18 protein-coding genes and 1 tRNA gene are annotated in these 17,472 nt (G+C 34.9%); 15 read left to right on the forward strand and 4 right to left on the reverse strand.

The features are described from left to right. The first annotated feature begins 233 nt into the window (after nt 1–233). The 5 genes from Q9Q97_RS16530 to Q9Q97_RS16550 all read left to right on the forward strand — a co-directional run bounded on the left by Q9Q97_RS16530 (nt 234) and on the right by Q9Q97_RS16550 (nt 4,818). Entirely contained in the window at nt 234–767 is a 534-nt protein-coding gene (locus tag Q9Q97_RS16530) for an ATP-binding protein (protein WP_306159095.1), read from the forward strand. Nucleotides 768–833: 66 nt separating this feature from the next. After that, entirely contained in the window at nt 834–2,729 is a 1,896-nt protein-coding gene (locus Q9Q97_RS16535; RefSeq protein WP_306159096.1) for an ATP-dependent DNA helicase RecQ, read from the forward strand. Further along, complete coding sequence (fmt, locus tag Q9Q97_RS16540; RefSeq protein WP_306159098.1) at nt 2,729–3,676, forward strand: methionyl-tRNA formyltransferase; 948 nt, start codon at nt 2,729–2,731, stop codon at nt 3,674–3,676. The genes Q9Q97_RS16535 and fmt overlap by 1 nt, the downstream gene beginning before the upstream one ends. A 180-nt stretch (nt 3,677–3,856) precedes the next feature. Beyond that, complete coding sequence (locus Q9Q97_RS16545) at nt 3,857–4,129, forward strand: HU family DNA-binding protein (protein WP_008464760.1); 273 nt, start codon at nt 3,857–3,859, stop codon at nt 4,127–4,129. A gap of 128 nt (nt 4,130–4,257) precedes the next feature. Continuing rightward, entirely contained in the window at nt 4,258–4,818 is a 561-nt protein-coding gene (locus Q9Q97_RS16550; protein WP_008464759.1) for a YqgE/AlgH family protein, read from the forward strand. On the opposite strand, the gene Q9Q97_RS16555 is transcribed toward Q9Q97_RS16550, so the two are convergent. Both Q9Q97_RS16555 and Q9Q97_RS16560 read right to left on the reverse strand, forming a co-directional pair. Then, on the reverse strand, nt 4,815–5,651 hold the full coding sequence (locus tag Q9Q97_RS16555) for an aminotransferase class IV (RefSeq protein ID WP_306159101.1): 837 nt from the start codon (nt 5,649–5,651) through the stop codon (nt 4,815–4,817). The genes Q9Q97_RS16550 and Q9Q97_RS16555 overlap by 4 nt on opposite strands. A 54-nt stretch (nt 5,652–5,705) precedes the next feature. Beyond that, a complete protein-coding gene (locus tag Q9Q97_RS16560; RefSeq protein WP_125722604.1) occupies nt 5,706–6,098 on the reverse strand; it encodes an START-like domain-containing protein in 393 nt (130 codons plus the stop codon). 150 nt (nt 6,099–6,248) lie between these two features. Between Q9Q97_RS16560 and Q9Q97_RS16565 the strand changes: the two genes are divergently transcribed. Together Q9Q97_RS16565 and Q9Q97_RS16570 are read left to right on the forward strand one after the other, a co-directional pair. Continuing rightward, nucleotides 6,249–6,322: transfer RNA gene (locus Q9Q97_RS16565), tRNA-Met, on the forward strand. Between the two features lie 180 nt (nt 6,323–6,502). Next, nucleotides 6,503–6,751: a hypothetical protein gene (locus Q9Q97_RS16570; protein ID WP_306159103.1), complete on the forward strand. Its 249-nt coding sequence runs from the start codon at nt 6,503–6,505 to the stop codon at nt 6,749–6,751. 69 nt (nt 6,752–6,820) lie between these two features. Here the strand turns inward: Q9Q97_RS16570 and Q9Q97_RS16575 are convergent, their stop codons facing one another. Both Q9Q97_RS16575 and Q9Q97_RS16580 read right to left on the reverse strand, forming a co-directional pair. Beyond that, complete coding sequence (locus tag Q9Q97_RS16575; protein ID WP_306159105.1) at nt 6,821–8,824, reverse strand: RagB/SusD family nutrient uptake outer membrane protein; 2,004 nt, start codon at nt 8,822–8,824, stop codon at nt 6,821–6,823. A 13-nt stretch (nt 8,825–8,837) separates the two neighbouring features. Then, nucleotides 8,838–12,230, reverse strand: coding sequence for a SusC/RagA family TonB-linked outer membrane protein (locus Q9Q97_RS16580; protein WP_306159107.1), 3,393 nt, complete (start codon nt 12,228–12,230; stop codon nt 8,838–8,840). 353 nt (nt 12,231–12,583) lie between these two features. On the opposite strand from Q9Q97_RS16580, the gene Q9Q97_RS16585 reads away from it, so the two are divergent. The 8 genes from Q9Q97_RS16585 to Q9Q97_RS16620 all read left to right on the forward strand — a co-directional run bounded on the left by Q9Q97_RS16585 (nt 12,584) and on the right by Q9Q97_RS16620 (nt 17,471). Continuing rightward, nucleotides 12,584–12,844 (forward strand): hypothetical protein, encoded by a 261-nt coding sequence (locus tag Q9Q97_RS16585; RefSeq protein ID WP_306159109.1) that lies wholly within the window; start codon nt 12,584–12,586, stop codon nt 12,842–12,844. 54 nt (nt 12,845–12,898) lie between these two features. Beyond that, nucleotides 12,899–13,285, forward strand: a complete 387-nt coding sequence (locus Q9Q97_RS16590; RefSeq protein ID WP_306159111.1) for an ACT domain-containing protein — start codon at nt 12,899–12,901, stop codon at nt 13,283–13,285. A 96-nt stretch (nt 13,286–13,381) separates the two neighbouring features. Beyond that, the gene (locus Q9Q97_RS16595; protein WP_306159113.1) at nt 13,382–13,750 is read left to right on the forward strand and encodes a hypothetical protein; all 369 of its coding nucleotides are present in this window, start codon (nt 13,382–13,384) and stop codon (nt 13,748–13,750) included. Nucleotides 13,751–13,768: 18 nt separating this feature from the next. After that, nucleotides 13,769–15,187 (forward strand): PLP-dependent aminotransferase family protein, encoded by a 1,419-nt coding sequence (locus Q9Q97_RS16600; protein WP_306159114.1) that lies wholly within the window; start codon nt 13,769–13,771, stop codon nt 15,185–15,187. Between the two features lie 7 nt (nt 15,188–15,194). Continuing rightward, nucleotides 15,195–15,677, forward strand: coding sequence for a GNAT family N-acetyltransferase (locus tag Q9Q97_RS16605; RefSeq protein WP_306159116.1), 483 nt, complete (start codon nt 15,195–15,197; stop codon nt 15,675–15,677). Between the two features lie 83 nt (nt 15,678–15,760). Continuing rightward, nucleotides 15,761–16,477, forward strand: coding sequence for a type 1 glutamine amidotransferase (locus tag Q9Q97_RS16610; RefSeq protein WP_306159118.1), 717 nt, complete (start codon nt 15,761–15,763; stop codon nt 16,475–16,477). 214 nt (nt 16,478–16,691) lie between these two features. After that, nucleotides 16,692–17,213 carry an RNA polymerase sigma factor gene (locus tag Q9Q97_RS16615; RefSeq protein WP_306159120.1) on the forward strand — a complete coding sequence of 174 codons (522 nt, stop codon included), beginning with the start codon at nt 16,692–16,694 and terminating at the stop codon, nt 17,211–17,213. 48 nt (nt 17,214–17,261) lie between these two features. Then, complete coding sequence (locus Q9Q97_RS16620) at nt 17,262–17,471, forward strand: hypothetical protein (RefSeq protein ID WP_306159122.1); 210 nt, start codon at nt 17,262–17,264, stop codon at nt 17,469–17,471. Nucleotide 17,472: the final 1 nt, after the last annotated feature.

Raw genomic sequence — 17,472 nt, forward strand, 5'->3', positions numbered from 1 at the left:
TCAATTCACCCAAAGCAAAAGCTCCAGCGGAGCGGCATATAAATTACTAAAAATATGTCGCTCCGCTGGAGCTTTATATTTATTGTCTGCAATTTTTTCTATAAATATTTCGTCCCTACTGGGACTTTAAAACAAAAACTTTGTTTATCAAAATATCAAATCTTTCGTTTCTGATAAATATTCTTTTTAATTACAAATAAGTTTAGGTAAATTTGCGCTTTATTTTTAGAATAGTGCAAAAAGAAATTATTGTCTTGCTTGGCGGACCTGGTACTGGAAAATCGACTCTTATTAACGAATTGGTAGCTCGTGGCTTTTGCTGCTATCCTGAAATCTCTAGACAGGTTACCATGAAAGCGCAAGAACAAGGCATTGAGCAGCTGTTTCTGGAACAGCCTCTTTTGTTTAGCGAAATGTTGTTGGAAGGACGTATTGAACAATACAAAAATGCTCTTGAAGAACCTGATCAAGTGGTTTTTATCGACCGTGGAATTCCTGATGTTGTAGCTTATATGGATTATATTGGCGATGAATATCCAGAGCATTTTACGAAAGCTTGCGAAGATTTCAAATATTCTAAAACCTTTATTTTACCGCCTTGGGAAGAAATTTACCAAAGTGATGCTGAGCGTTATGAAAATTTTGATCAGGCAGTAAAAATTCAGGAGCATCTTGTTGAGACTTATAAAAAATATGGTTACGAACTGATTGAGGTTCCAAAAGATACAGTTGAAAACAGAATTCTTTATATCTTAGACAAAATTTAGCAGCATGGTTTAAAGTTGCAAAACTAGAAACTGTTTTTCTAAATTTTTAACTTTAAAACAAACGCAATGCTCGGAGCGCAGGATATTCTTCTAAAATACTGGAAACACGACAGTTTTAGACCGTTGCAAAAAGAAATTATCGATTCTGTTCTGGATGGGCAGGATACTTTTGCCGTACTTCCTACGGGTGGCGGAAAATCGATTTGCTTTCAGGTCCCCGCGATGATGCAAGAAGGCATTTGTTTAGTCATTTCTCCTTTAATTGCTCTGATGAAAGATCAGGTGATGAATCTTCAGAAAAGAGATATTAAAGCCATTGCTCTTACTGGAGGAATTCATACCGAAGAAATTATCGATTTATTGGACAACTGCCAGTACGGAAATTACAAATTCTTATATCTTTCGCCAGAACGTCTACAATCAGATTGGATTCTTGAGCGTATCAAAAACTTACCCATCAATTTAATTGCTGTCGACGAAGCACACTGCGTTTCGCAATGGGGTCACGATTTTAGACCTGCGTATCTTAAAATTTCGGAACTGAAAAAGTTTTTTCCAAAAATTCCGTTTTTGGCTTTAACAGCAACGGCAACTCCGAGAGTTATTGAAGATATTAGAACGCAGTTGGAATTAAAAAATCCGAATCACTTTCAGCAATCGTTTGAGCGAAAAAATATTGCTTACATGGTTTTTGAAGTGGAGGATAAACTGTATCGTGTAGAGCAAATCTTGAAAAAAAATCCACAGCCTTCTATACTATATGTACGAAATCGAAAAGCGTGTTTGAACATGTCTTCTCAATTGCAATCGTTAGGTTTTACATCAACCTATTATCATGGCGGACTTTCGACCAAAGAAAAAGACAAAAATATGCAGCTCTGGATGTCCGAACAGACACAAGTTATTGTCGCTACGAATGCGTTCGGAATGGGAATTGACAAAGACAATGTAAAAACGGTTATTCATACACAGCTTCCAGAAAATTTAGAAAATTATTATCAGGAATCTGGACGCGCAGGAAGAAATGGCGCAAAAGCGTTTTCGGTGTTACTTTATAATAATTCAGACGCAATTCAGACAGAACAGCAATTTTTGAATATTCTTCCCGATAAGAAGTTTTTAAAAACAATGTATGTTAAGTTGTGCAATTATTTTCAGATTGCTTATGGAGAAGGCATGGATGAAACTTTTTCATTTAAATTGAATCATTTTTGCAATAAATACGACTTTCCGACTTTGAAAACATACAATGCTTTGCAGTTTTTGAATCAGCAAGGAATCATTACCATGTCTCAGGAATTCTCAGAAAAAATCAGCGTTCAATTTTTGATAGAATCAAAAGAAGTGATTCGATACATGAGCCTGAATCCGAACGACGAAGAAATTTTGCTGGCGATTTTGAGAACTTATCCTGGTATTTATGATGTAAAAGCCAATCTTAATTTGGCTTTGCTTGCAAAAAAATCCAACCGTACAGAAGAACAGATTATTGCTCTTTTGGAAAAACTGAAAGAAAAAGAAATTATAGAATATAAATCTAAAAATAACGACTCCACTATATTATTTAATGAAATTCGTGAAGACGATCTTACTATAAATAGGGTTTCGAAATATTTAGAAAAACAAAATGAAGTTAAAAAAGAACAGCTTTTATCTGTTTTACATTATATAAAAGACAACAAAACCTGCAAAAACAGATTGGTTTTGGATTATTTTGGAGAAGAGACAAAAGAAAACTGCGGCATTTGTTCGTACTGCATTACTCTAAAAGGAAAAATTACAGAAGCCGATTCGATTGCAGATAAGATTTTATCTTTACTTAAAACGGCTTCACTAACTTCTAGAGAAATTGAAAGTCAGATAAAAATGGACACCAAAGATATTTTATCGGTTCTTCAGGAATTACTCGAAAACAATCATATCATTATACAAGCGAATAATAAATACACTTTAAAATCATAATGGAGAAATTGAGAATTATATTTATGGGAACGCCAGAATTTGCTGTTGGCATTTTGGACACCATTATTAAAAATAACTACGAGGTTGTCGGCGTAATTACAGCTGCTGATAAACCGGCTGGACGCGGACAAAAAATAAAATATTCGGCTGTAAAAGAATATGCGCTTGCAAACAACCTTACTTTATTGCAGCCAACCAATTTAAAAGACGAAAGTTTCTTAGCCGAATTAAAAGCTTTAAACGCCAATTTACAAATTGTTGTTGCTTTTAGAATGCTGCCAAAAGTAGTTTGGGAAATGCCATCATTAGGAACTTTTAATCTTCACGCTTCATTGCTTCCAAATTACCGCGGGGCTGCTCCTATAAACTGGGCTATTATTAATGGAGAAACCAAAACTGGAGTTACTACTTTCTTTATTGATGATAAAATTGATACTGGCGCGATGATTTTAAATTCTGAAATCAACATCGAACCAGAAGAGACCGCAGGGCAATTGCACGATCGTTTAATGCATTTAGGAAGCACAACTGTAATTGACACTTTGAAGGTTATTGAAAGCGGAAATGTTACTACGACAATTCAAGAAGATAACGACGATATTAAAACAGCTTACAAACTAAATAAAGAAAACTGTAAAATTGACTGGACAAAATCGGGTGCAGAAATTAACAATCTAATTAGAGGTTTAAGTCCTTATCCTGCTTCTTGGTGTTTTTTGAAAGATCAAAATGAAGAATTAAACATTAAAATTTACGAAGCTAAACTAATCTCAGAATCACACTCTTACGAGGTTGGAAAGCTAATTAGCAATAAAAAAGAAATCAAGATTGCAATAAAAGACGGCTTTATTCAGTTATTAAGTCTACAATTTCCAGGAAAAAAGAGAATGCTTGCTTCTGAATTATTAAATGGAGTAAGTTTTTCTGACGTTGCAAAAGTGTATTAAGGTCAGTAAAACAAGGGTTTGTACCTGTTTTTTATCGATAAACAACATCGTTTATGAACAAAAAAAGCAAGTTATCAACAATTTTTGCTAAAAATAAAGAAAACACTTGCACGCAACGGATTTCCTACTAAATTTGTGTATTAACAATTTTTTTTAACCAACAATTAATAACTAATTATTATGAACAAATCAGAATTAATCGATGCTATCGCTGCTGATGCAGGAATTACAAAAGCTGCGGCAAAATTAGCTTTAGAGTCTTTTTTAGGTAATGTAGGAACTACTTTGAAAAAAGGTGGAAGAGTTTCATTAGTAGGTTTTGGATCATGGTCAGTTTCTTCTAGAGCTGCTAGAGACGGTAGAAACCCTCAAACAGGAAAAACAATCAAAATCGCAGCTAAAAACGTTGTAAAATTCAAAGCTGGAGCTGAATTAGAAGGTGCAGTGAACTAAGTAAGAAAGTTCTCTAAACTTATAATATAATTAAAACCTTCCTCATGGAAGGTTTTTTTATACGGTTTATCGATTTTTTTTGTGATTTTAATTTTTTTATGATTAAATTTAATAAAAATTGTAACCGTATGATTTCAGAAAAATTAAAAAAAGGACACCTGCTTATTGCCGAGCCTTCAATAATTGGAGATTTATCATTTAACAGATCGGTAATTTTATTAGCAGACCATAACAAAGAAGGATCAATAGGTTTTATTATCAATAAGCCATTAAAATATACTATTAATGACTTAATACCTGAGATTGATGCTAACTTTAAGATATATAACGGAGGCCCTGTAGAACAAGACAACCTTTATTTTATTCACAATATTCCTGAGTTAATCCCAAATAGTGTGGAGATTTCAAATGGAATTTATTGGGGAGGCGATTTTGAGTCCACCAAGGACCTAATAAACAACGGATCTATTAGTAAAAATAACATTCGTTTTTTCTTAGGATACACTGGTTGGGAAGAAAATCAGCTTGAGAATGAGATGCAAGGAAACTCTTGGATTATTGCCGATAATAATTATAAAAATAAAATTATCGGAAAATCTACTACCCATTTTTGGAAAGAGCAGATTATTGAGCTTGGTGGTGATTATCTTATTTGGTCTAATGCACCCGAAAATCCATATCTGAATTAATTTTCAGAAATGGATTCATTTAGTTTCTGCACTAATAAATGCGCCAAATTTGTTGTAAACTCCTTTTTTCGATATTTAGTTATCGGCTGTATTCCCATGATTACATTAGTCAGAAATAATTCGTCTGCTTTTTGAAGATCAAAAGGCGATATTATTTCTTCTACTACTTCTATGCCCTCAACTTTTTTAGCCATCGCTAAAATTTGCTTACGCATAATTCCGTTTAAAGCACCTTCTGAAACTGGAGGTGTAATAAGCTTTTTGCCCATTACCATAAAAATATTTCCCTGAAGCGCTTCTACAACATTCTTACTGTCGTTTAGCAAAATACAGTTGGCTAGATCATTTTCGTGCGCATAAATACTTCCTGTAATATGAATCATCTTATTAGTCGTTTTAAGAGACGATAATAATTGTTTTGTAACGTAGAAGTCTTTATACAAATCCACTTCGTATTCGCTTAGATTTATGCTGTAAGAAGTGTTTTCAAGCGGAGTTGCTTTAATTAAAAATGAAATATCATTAGTTTGTGGAAGATATAAACCGCCATCATTTCTAAAAACGGTAATTCTTGCTCTTGCCGAAGATTCAATTCCTTGTTCTTTCACCAAATTAAGAATCTGCTCTTCAAAATATTCCATTGTAAAGTTCATCGGAATCATCATTCGCACTACTCGCATAGATGCCATTAGTCTAAAATAATGATCCTCAAGAAACAAGATTTTTCCGTTACTAATTTTTACTGTCTCAAAAATACCATCTCCATATAAAAAAGCGCGATTTTGAGTTAAAATAATTTCTTCCTGCGCTATGTTTCCGTTAAAATTAATCATAAAAAAACCCTGAATTTTGTTCAGGGCAAATATACGGTATATTTAAAGACTTTTCTAAACAGATCCGATAAGATGTTTTAGGTCTGATATTTGATTCTCCCACAATTGTTTAGCCTCGCCTATTTCTTCCTTATCAGCAAAATCAACCACCATAAGCGAAACGTCTTTCGTCAGTTCGTCTACTAAAATATGAAGTTCAAAAAAGTACTCAGTATCTTTACTGCTTTCGTCAACCCATTTAAATTTTACTTTTTCGCCAGATTTTTTTGAAGCTAGACGTGCTTTTTCTTGTGAGTCATTCCAGATGAATGTAAAAAACTCCCCTCTTGAATTAACATTGTCAGCAAACCATTCTTGTAAACCTGACGGCGTTGATATATATTGATACAATAATTGCGGCGAAGAATTGATCGGAAACTCGATTTCGTAACGTATTTTTGAATCCATGTGCTACTTTAATTTTTTTCGAAATATAAGAATATATGTCCAAAAACAAAGCATTTTTAAAAATATTTTTTTTTCTTCATTTTATGCTTGTATGCTTTAATATTATTTATATCTTTGCACCCGCAATCAGGAATTCATGATAGCAGTCCAGGCGAGGTAGCTCAGTTGGTTAGAGCGCAGGATTCATAACCCTGAGGTCACGGGTTCAACTCCCGTCCTCGCTACTAGAAAAGTAAAACCCTTAAACAGAAATGTTTAAGGGTTTTTTGTTTAAATTATACCTCATCGAATGAAAATTCCAAAAGAGGAATCTTTAAAATTGTTATCTTAGAACTCTTGTAAAGAGCTTCCAAAAAGGAATTCAACTTTAAAAAGCAAGTTGCAACAAGCAATTCATTAACAACATGGATATAGTCAAATTTAAGATCACATCTAAAACGATAAAAGTCGAAGTGCGCAATTCGAACAATTATGTTTTCAATTTTAATACTGCTTTAGATATAAAAAAAGAAGACAAAGATGTTTTATTAAAACTATATCATGCACTCGATCTTCTTTTTAAGAAAGAGCAGAATATTGAAAACAAAAATTACATTTCGCCAAATCAAACCAATATTTTAGATCAGATTTCTGATGCTGATAATCTGGAATAGATTTATTATAAAATATAAAAAACGAGTTAATATTAATTAACTCGTTTTTGCTTTAAATTTATTCTGATTTTAAATTTTGCTTTCGTCTTCAACAGCATCTTGCCATTTGTCCCAGATTTTGACACCTGCATCGTAACCATCATAACCAAAGTTCTGACTTAATTGTCCTTTAATATTTGGTTCTATAGCAAGCCTGAACGGAATTGGCCAGTAATTATTACGCTTATCCATAGTGTAAAACTTCACACCCGGTTTTAAAGAAATACCCGCTGGATATTTGTTGTAAAGCGTATAATGCACAATACGCTGCCACCAATAACTTCCTCCAGTGGCATCTTTCCCAGATTGCTTGTCCCAATTGTCTTTGCTATACGTATTTCCCCATTCATCTGCTTTTCCACTTAAAGCCAAACAGTGCGAGATGCGTTTTAATTCTACGTTTCTCCATTCTTCCATATAAAGCTCTCTTCCTCTTTCTGCACAAATATCGCCAATTGTTACCGTTGTATACATTTGTGATGCTTTTGCTCTAGCTCTTACTACATTCACATCTTGAGCAGCTCCAGAAACGTTTCCTTGATAAAAACGTGCTTCTGCACGCAATAGATAAGTCTCTGCCAAACGATAGATGTACATATGTGCACTAGCTCCCGCAGTAGCTCCCTGAAAATCATTTGCCGCTGGATTACCTTCTGCTACAACATCGTGATAATAGATTTTATAATGCGGAAAATCATACCAATCGCGAATAGAATCTTGCGCTAATAATTTTCCAGTTGCATCCTTCATCCTAAAATTTTGCCCTGCCCATGTTGCGCTTCCGCCCGCTCCGGGAGCATATTTAAGATCTTCCATATTTACCCAGTTCCCAACAGTGCTATTGTGTCTAAGATCTACCTTATCCTCAATACCATTTACTTTCCACATAGGATGTTGTGAATAATAAGAACCGCTGATTGTTCCAATTCCGCGTCCTAAGGCTCTTTGATAATCATATTTTGCATTATAATTGGTTTTATCCGTTAATGGAAAACGCGGTGCTGCTGTTTTTCCGTCAGGCGTAATTAAATTGGCATCGTTCCAGTTTGGTCCAAAAATTCTCATTGAAGAAAAAGCTAAAAAGGATTGTGCTCCTCCATTTGGTGCGACCAAAATTGCTTCTGTATTATTAGCAATTACTTTATTCTCTGGTCGGTGCAAATCCCAGATTACATTTCTAGTTATTGGCCATGCCGTCGGATTTCCTCCTGGATCAAAAATCCCTAAATTACCTTGCACTAAAGAATAGCCTGATTGGTTAATTAGAATATTGGCTTGAGCTTCTGCATCAGCAAATCTGCCAGATGCCAAATAACATTTTATCAAAAGCTGACGACACGCGCCTTTACTAATCATACCCACATATCCAATTTTAGATTGTTCTGGCACCCACTCCACAGCTTTTTCCATATCTGCCGTAATCATTTCGATAATGGCTTCTTTTTTAGTAGAATAATAACTCTGCTTCGGAACTTCCAAAATTTTGGTAATCAATGGTATGTTTCCGAATTGATACACCAGATTCAGGTAACGGTACGATCTATGAAAATAAGCCTGACCGATATATTTATTTTTAACCTCTGGAGATAAACTTGTCACATTACCAATATAAGTTAATACCGTATTGGCATTCTTAATTCCTGTATAAGCTTCTGTCCACATAAAACCAAGATAAAGCGCTTCACCACCTGCATCTCTTCTAAAATCTCCAGTCGGAACGATATTAGCCGCATAATCAGCAATATTACTGCCGGTATCTGTTTTTCCATATTGTGCCATATCAGAAAATAAATATTCTGTACCAATTGGCACACTTACACCAGAATAACCAAAGTGGATATAATTATTACGCAGCTGTTTATCGCACAATGCCAAAGTAGCCTGTAATCCAGCTTCTGTAGAAAAGGTTGTTTCTGGTTCGTAAAACGAAAGCGGGTCTGCTTCGAGAAAATCTTTTGAGCAAGAACTAGCCAGCGCAGCAAATGCTACGACAGGTGCCAGTCTTAAAATTTTATTTTTTATATATCTTTTCATTTTTGAATATTTTTTAAAGTTGGAAATTAAAACCTAAATTAAACTGTCGTGTAGCCAATCCGCCTGTTTCTGGATCTCCGTAATATTTCCATTCTTTAGAAGCAGCCCACGTGGTTACATTCTGAACCGAAGCATAAATTTTTATGGTTTTAATATTCAATCGGTCTAAAAGATCTTTAGGAAGGGTATAAGCCAATGAAATGTTGTCTAAACGAACAAAGCTGCGGTCGTACAATCTTCCTGGTGCAACTGGAGTTCCAGCAGGACCTTTTGCATCCAGACGCGCCCATTTATTGGTTGGGTTGTCCAATGTCCAATATGGATTTACATAAGGATTAAAGTTGAATTTGTATAAACTGGCATCGTTAAACGTATTCATGTAGTTGGAATTAAGTGATTTTCCTCCCATATTAGAATACATGCTAATTCCTAAATCCCAATTTCTAAATATTTTAAAATCATTACGCATCGACCACTGTACAGGTGAATTGCTATTTCCTAAAAACTGTTTATCCTTTTCATTGTAAACCGCTTTTTTATATGAATTCCCGTCTGAGTCCACTGCATCTACATCGTCTGCTGTATAGCTATTGGCTACTTTTGGATCTCCAGGACGTTGCCCGTATTTTTGAGCCTCTTTCCATTCATCTTTTTGCCAGATTCCAGTTATTTTATAATCCCAAATTTGAGTAATTGGTCTTCCTATAAACCATCCGTTAGCAGAATCATCTCCTTCTTTTTTTCCAATAACATTTCCGCTAGGATCTTTAATATCAACCATATTTCCATATAGCGAAATGATTTTATTTTCGTTATAAGAAATTCCCAATGAAGTGCGCCATTCAAAATTTGGCTTTTTAAAATTAAGCGTATTGATGCTCAACTCAACACCCTGATTTTGAATCTCTCCTAGATTGGTGGCAATGGCTGAAAAACCAGTAAAACCAGGCAGAGACTGACTCATAATCATATCATTAGTAGAGGCTCTATAAAGATCTAAAGTAGCTGTAATGCGATCGCGCAAGAAACCTAAATCAAGACCAATATTGGTTGAGGTAGTTTTTTCCCATACTAGATTTGGATTTGCCATTCGGTCAAGCGACAAATACTTTATTTCAAGCGCTTTTCCAGAAGGATCTAAATATCCCATAGTTCCCGTATTTACTAAGTTTGCCAAAGAAACGTACGGATCTTCAAGCGATCTGTTTCCGTTTTTACCCCAAGACAAACGCAATTTACCTGTAGACATGGCCTCCCAATTGAACCAGCTTTCGTTTTTAAAGCTCCACGCTACACCAAATGAAGGGAAAGTTGCATACGGATTTGAAGCTCCAAATGCCGAATATCCGTCACGACGAACAGTCGCTGTCAGCATATATCGATTATCAAACGAATAGAATAGTCTTGCCATCAAGGCGTCTGCAGTTTCATGCGTATCATTTGATCTCAGTGCGCTATTGGCCATTGTTGCCGTATTCACCAAATGAAATCCTAAAGCATCTGAAGGCTGAATATTAAAGGCATCCATTTCATCTGACCAATATTGTCGTTCTTCAGCTTCTTGAACAAAAGTGGCAATAAAGTGGTGTTTTTCAGCAATGGTATAATCCCATGTTATGGTATTATTCAAGTTATAATCAAATCTTTTCGAATTTTTTCTAGTTACTCCAGTGGTCGCAGCAGGCCAGTTCGGATTCTGTGTCGATCTAAAATAACGATCGTTAAAAAACTGGTAGCGAGGCGCAATGTTAAACGTATACGTAATACCCAAAGGCAAAGTAATTTTTGTATTGAAAATAGTATTCAATGTTGTATATCCTGTCTCTTTTTCAATAAACTGGCGCTCATAGTAATAGTTGTAATTCTGCCCAGAAACATTTTTCCCCATCGGCTGTCTTTCATATTTGCCATTTGCATCAATGAAAGTTCCAAACGGACTGGTTCTCATCATATTATTATCTCCCGCATTGGTACCTAAAGAAGGCGTTACATCTCCATCTGAACGGTCTTGAAAATTAACGTTTGCTCCAAAATCCAGCCAGTCGGTAATTTTCGCATCCACTTTCATATTAGAACGTGCTGCTTTATAATCATTACCCACAATAGCCCCTTCAGAAGTTAAGTAGCCAAAGGACATGTAATAATTAACCTTGTCGCTTGCACCCGAAATACTCAAGTTATTATCATGATTAATTCCAGTTCTAAAAGAACTGTCACTCCAATCGTGCGTTTTATCTGCCAAGAAATTAGCCATTAACGAAGGGTCAAAGTTTAAACCTAAACGTGCTCCCCAAACTTCTTTAGAACTTTTTCCTACCGTTTGCGCAGCGGGCTGATATGCTAACCATTGTGCTTCTGTAATTCCCCATTTGCCTAAATCATTCGGGTTTGAAAAATACCCTGGCTTATTAGGAGCAACTGTTCCTGATATAAATGCTTCGTATTGTCCTGTTGCTGTATTCACACCATAAGTTTGAGCAGTTTCCCAATCTTCACGATATTTTAAATATCCCTCAGGAGAATACACACCGCGATAAGCGCTCTTATTGCTAATGGTCGTGTTGGTCGTAAAACTAATCATCGGTTTGCCCGTTTTACCTTTTTTGGTCGAAATCAAAATAACTCCTGCCGCCGCTCTCGATCCGTATACTGATGCTGCCGATGCATCTTTTAAAATATCAAGCTGTGCGATATCATCAGGATTGATTTCTGAAAGCTCACCGTAAAACTGCATTCCGTCTAAAATAATAAGCGGCGAATTATGTGGGCCTCCCGTTTTCTGATTCTTATCTGAATTCCCCGTGTACACAGAAGTCTGTCCGCGAATCTGTATGTTACCACCTCCTTTTGCAGAAGGATCGTACCCTACTCGCACCCCAGGAGTACCTCTCAAGATATCCTGAACCGTCTGCGGATTCTGGTTTACCAGCCTGTCAGGCGTTACCTGAACAACTGCACCCGTTAAATCCTTTTTCTTCATTTTACCATAACCTACAACCACAACTTCTTCTAGTGAAGTGGTCGTTTTCTGCATTTTAATTGTAATTGAAGTTTGGCCCTTTACAGCAACTTCGCTAGTTACGTAGCCTAAATAAGACACGACTAATACAGAATTATCGTTGCCTAAGTTTAAAGTAAATTTTCCGTCAAAATCTGTTGTTGTTGCATTTTTACTTCCTTTTTCTAAAACTGAAACACCCGGCATCGGCATGCCGTTTTCATCATTTACCTGCCCTTTAATGCTTTTTTGGAGTTTCGCATTTTGAGACAGTGCTGTCGTGGAACTAATCGCGTAGCCATCAATTTGAGATAAAGAAAACAACGCGCAGAGCATTATCATTTTCTTCTTCAAATTAAATTTAGACACGCCATTAGGACTTTTTTTAATCCTAATAAAATTTGTCATTTGATTGGTAATTTGGTTAATTAAATAGTTAGTTTTGAAAAAATTACTCCAGATCGATTCACATCAAATCAATTCGTAATCTGGGATGCAAATTTGATTAATAGTGACTTTAGGAAGGAAAAATAAAATCCGTTTTTGGGGATAAAATAGTCTAGAGAATATATTTTTATACTGATTTCTCATAAAAAAATAAATTATCTAAAAAAATTCCGATAAAAAAATTCTGGTTTCTTATTTTTCACCTTTAGGACTTTATAAATTCTAATTGAAGAATATTTTAGAAAAAATCTTTAACAGAACATTCCAAAACTTCTATTAAAATAGTTATTTTGCAGAAGAGATAATTTTACAACATGGATATAGTTAAATTTAAGATCACATCAAAAACGATAAAAGTCGAAGTACGCAATTCGAATAATTATGTTTTTAATTTTAATTCTGCTTTAGAAATCGAAAAAGCAGACCGAGATGTTTTATTAAAACTATACAATGCGCTAGATCTTCTTTTTAAGAAAGAACAGATTAGCGAAAACAAAAACTACATTTCGCCAAATCAGACTAATATATTAGATCAGATTTCTGCAGCTACCGATAATTTGGAATCTGAAGAATAATTCCATTTTGTTTTATTGGTCTTCTTAAATTTATTTTCTTAAAAAACAATTAAAATGTCTGGAGAAAAAAATCTCGATATCCTCTTAAAAAATCTAAATCCTGTTTTAAATGAAGGGCAATATGTTTATTGCTCTGTAACCAATATTGACAAAATTCCTTTCTCCAAAATTTTGTTCCTATTTAAAGAAAGTGAAGGAATTACCGTGATTCTAAAAAAAGAAGATGCAGACGAAGTCAATCTTGATTATTCTTATGTTGCGGCTTGGATTACTTTTAAAGTTCATTCTTCACTAGAAGCCGTTGGAATGACCGCTGCATTTTCAAAAGTATTAGGCGACGCAAACATTAGCTGTAATGTTGTGGCCGCTTATTATCACGATCATGTTTTTATTGACGAAAAAGATACAGAACGTGCTATGAACGCGCTTCGTTCTATTTAATCTCTTTTTTTCTAATTCCAATCTGTACCCTTAAAAAAACTATTTTCTGTATCTGTACCCAAGTCTTGAATAGCTTTAATTTTGCTAAAAAAGAGTATGGAATCGCAGGTATCAAAAAAAGATAGCATAACATTTAGAGAAGTTTACATCTTTGACATGGAGATTTTGCAAAACATCTTCTGTCAAAATACACCTCTTAATGATGAAAATGAAACATCTTTTGGAATTCCGTTTTTGCTTGCAGAAAAGGCAGGAAAAATTATAGCTTTCGCGAGCTTGATTGTAGATCAAAACAATTTAATCGATTATCAGATCTATGATGATGGCAGTTTAACCGCAGAAAATAAGATTGCGTTTCAGGATTGTATCTCAAATTTTCTAAAGAAAAAAAAGAGTGATAACTTTAACAATCCTGAACAGTTAAAACAAAGTGCCGAACAAATTTTTCAATGTCTAAGTTTTTAGATACAGCAAATTAGCAAAATGAAGAATAACGAAACATTATATCTAAAAATAGCCAAAATTATAGAAGATCAGATTCACAATGAAACCCTGATGCTTGGCGACAAACTGCCTTCTGTTCGAAGTGCTCAAAAATTGTATAATGTTAGTCTCAATACCGTTAAACAAGCTTATCTTGAACTGGAAAGCCGTTCCTTAATTGAATCCCGTCCAAAAACAGGATATTATGTTAGTAAAAGTTCGCAGCGCACAACAGCACTTCCAACGATTGCCAATATAGACAATCACGAAACAGAAAATACTCCCGAAGATCTTATTGACAAAGTTTTTGGTACGCTCAATAAGCCAGACATTACTCAGTTTGCGCTTGGATTACCTGGAAAAAATTTTCTGCCTATTGCCAAACTTAATAAGGGAATTATCAATGCTGTTCGCAACAGAAACGATGCTGGAACTCCATACGAACCCGTTCAAGGTTCTGAGGAACTTCGTCGTGCCATTGCTAAATGGGCGCTGGTCATGGAAGGAAAAATTACCGAAGATGATCTGGTCATTACTTCTGGTGCCATGCATGCCATTTATAATGCGCTTATGGCAGTTACTTCTCCAGGAGATAGCGTAGCGGTTGAAAGTCCAGCCTATTTTGGGATATTGCAGGCGATTAAAGCTTTGGGTTTAAAGGCAGTCGAAATTCCGACGCATCCTTTATATGGTTTAGATTTAGATGCTTTCAAAAAAGTGCTTCCCGAAATAAAAGCCTGCTGTTTCATCACCAATTTTAATAATCCGATGGGGTTTCAAATGCCTGACGAAAATAAAAAAGAATTGGTGAGGCTGATAACCGAATACAATGTTCCTTTAATTGAAGATGATCTGTATGGCAATCTTTATTTTGGATCTGAACGGCCTAAACCTTGCAAATTTTACGATGAAGCTGGTTTAGTTTTATGGATTGGTTCTGTCTCGAAAACTCTTGCGCCCGGGTATCGCGTGGGATGGATTGCGCCCGGGAAATTTAAAGATCAAATTATAAGGCAAAAACTAATTCAGACGGTTTGTAATTCTCCTTTATATTCTGATGTGATTACAGATTTTTTAGAACACGGGCGTTACGATCACCATCTGAGAACATTTAGAAATAAACTTTACACTAATTATTTGCAAATCAATCGTGCGGTAGAATCTTATTTTCCAGACAATACCAAAATTGCACAGCCAAAAGGAGGTTTTATGTTATGGCTGGAGTTGGACGAAAGAATTTCGACAACCGAATTGTACAATACGGCTCTTGCCCAAAAAATCAATTTTGCGCCCGGAAGAATCTTTTCGCAATACAATCAGTACAACAATTGTATGAGACTTACATACGCTTTGGAATGGAATGAGCGCGTCGAATCTGATTTGGAAAAATTAGGCAGTATAATAAAAAACAGTATTTAATTTTAGTATGAAAAATAAAGAACAAATAGAAATAGTTACCTATAAACCAGAATATAAAAAAAGTTTTAAGGATTTAAATATAGAATGGATTTCGAAGTATTTTGTAGTGGAACCAAATGATGTAAAAGCGCTTGACCACGCCGAAGAATATATTATAAATAAAGGCGGGGAAATTTTTTCTGCTATTTTAAATGATGAAGTTTTAGGCGTTTGCGCTTTAATTAAAAGTGACGGAAAAGATTACGATTATGAATTGGCAAAAATGGCGGTAAGTCCGAAAGCACAAGGAAAAGGCGTTGGATTATTATTGGCAGAAACAGCTATAAAATGGGCTAAAGAAAAAGGTGCAACTCGACTTTATCTGGAAAGCAACACCAAACTGCAGCCTGCCATTAAATTGTATGAGAAATTAGGATTTAAAGAAATAACTGGAATTTCTTCAACCTATGACAGAGTAGATATCCAGATGATGCTCTTGCTGAATTCTTAAAGCTGGACTATTTTAGTAAAAGAAAAAGTGGACTATTGGTATTGTTCTTTTTCAAAATAAATTTGCTTTAAATTCCATAGAAGATGAACATACACTTTATACAACACGAAACATACGAAGCTCCGGGAGCGTATCTAAATTGGGCAGAAAGCAGAAAGCACAAAATTTCTTTTTCTAAAGTTTATGAAAATGATGCACTACCAGATTCTGCTGATTTTATAGATCTGTTAATTGTAATGGGCGGACCTCAAAGTCCCAATACGACTCTAGAAGAATGTCCGCATTTTAATGCTGAAGATGAAATATCCTTAATTCAGAAATGTATTGCTGCTGGAAAAGCTGTTGTTGGAGTTTGCTTGGGTTCGCAATTAATTGGCGAAGCTTTAGGCGCAAAAGTCGGCCATAGTCCAGAAAAAGAAATTGGAGTTTTCCCAATCACTTTAACCGAAGACGGAATTAAAGATGAAAAAATAAATCATTTTGGTTCTGTTCTAAATGTCGGGCACTGGCACAACGATATGCCGGGTTTAACAAAAGAAAGTAAAGTGCTGGCTTTTAGCGAAGGCTGCCCTATCCAGATTGTTTCGTATTCTAATCTTGTATACGGTTTTCAGTGCCACATGGAATTAACCGCTGAGGTTGTTTCTCTTTTAATTGAGAGCGAAACTGATTTATTAGCGAAAAGCAAAAAACACCAATTCGTTCAAAATCCAGAAGAAATTCTTTCGCACGATTTTAGCGAAATGAATGAAAAACTTTTTCAGTTTCTAGATAAACTTACCGCTGCTTATAAAAGTTAAAATTTCAAACGAACAATAAAAACAAACCCTTAGACAAATGTTTAAGGGTTTTTATTTGAAATCAACTGTAACATTTCTCCAATAAAAGCGTCCAATCTTAAATTAAATTACGGTTCTTTGTAACTAATTACATTTTGAGATTACTCAATTTCCGAATACAATAATATTGACACCAATGAGTTTAGACTAGGAAGCTAGTCACGATATTTTCGTTATGGACAATAAAAAATTTATTTTAAGTTTAAAAAAAGGTAATGAAGCAGCTTTCAAAGAAGTATACTTCAGCTACTACGACAAACTTATCAATATTGCCAAACGATTTAATTCTTCTGTCTTTACTCCCGAAGACTTCGTTCAGGAAACTTTCATTAGACTTTATAATAAAAGAGAACTCTTAAACGAAGAAGTTTTGTTCGACAAACAAATATTTGTGATCTGCAAGAATATTATCATTAATCATGTTAATAGAGAAAACAAAGTAATTCCGTTGGATCCTGTTCAAATTGATGTTCCTCAAGAAGAATCAGAATCAGGAATTTTTGAAGAAAGACAAGAAAAATTACAGAACTTCATCAATCAGCTGCCAGAACAGCAGCAAAAAATATTCACTTTACACAAACTGGAAAACCTTAGCTATAAGGAGATTGCAGAAATAACGGATCTTTCTGAGAAGACCATTGCCAATCATATTTATCTTGCCAGTAAATTTATTCGAAAAAAAATCGAAAACCATTAGGAACTTTTTAGTTCTCGTTTGTTATACTAAAAAACAAAGAACTAAAAAATGCATATCGAAGCGTATAAAACTAATGTTAGAACCAAAAAAGATGCAACTCTACTCATTGCTCTTTTACAGTTCGTTATTTCCGACTGCATCATAAATTTTGATAAGCAGGGACGCGATAATATTCTCAAAATCGAAACCAACAGAGAAATTCACGAAATGGTTTACGGCGTTTTTACCAAACAAGGCTTTCATTGTCAACTTATTTAAA

This window comes from Flavobacterium sp. DG2-3 (assembly GCF_030730925.1).
In the GTDB taxonomy this organism is placed as follows: Bacteria; Bacteroidota; Bacteroidia; order Flavobacteriales; family Flavobacteriaceae; genus Flavobacterium.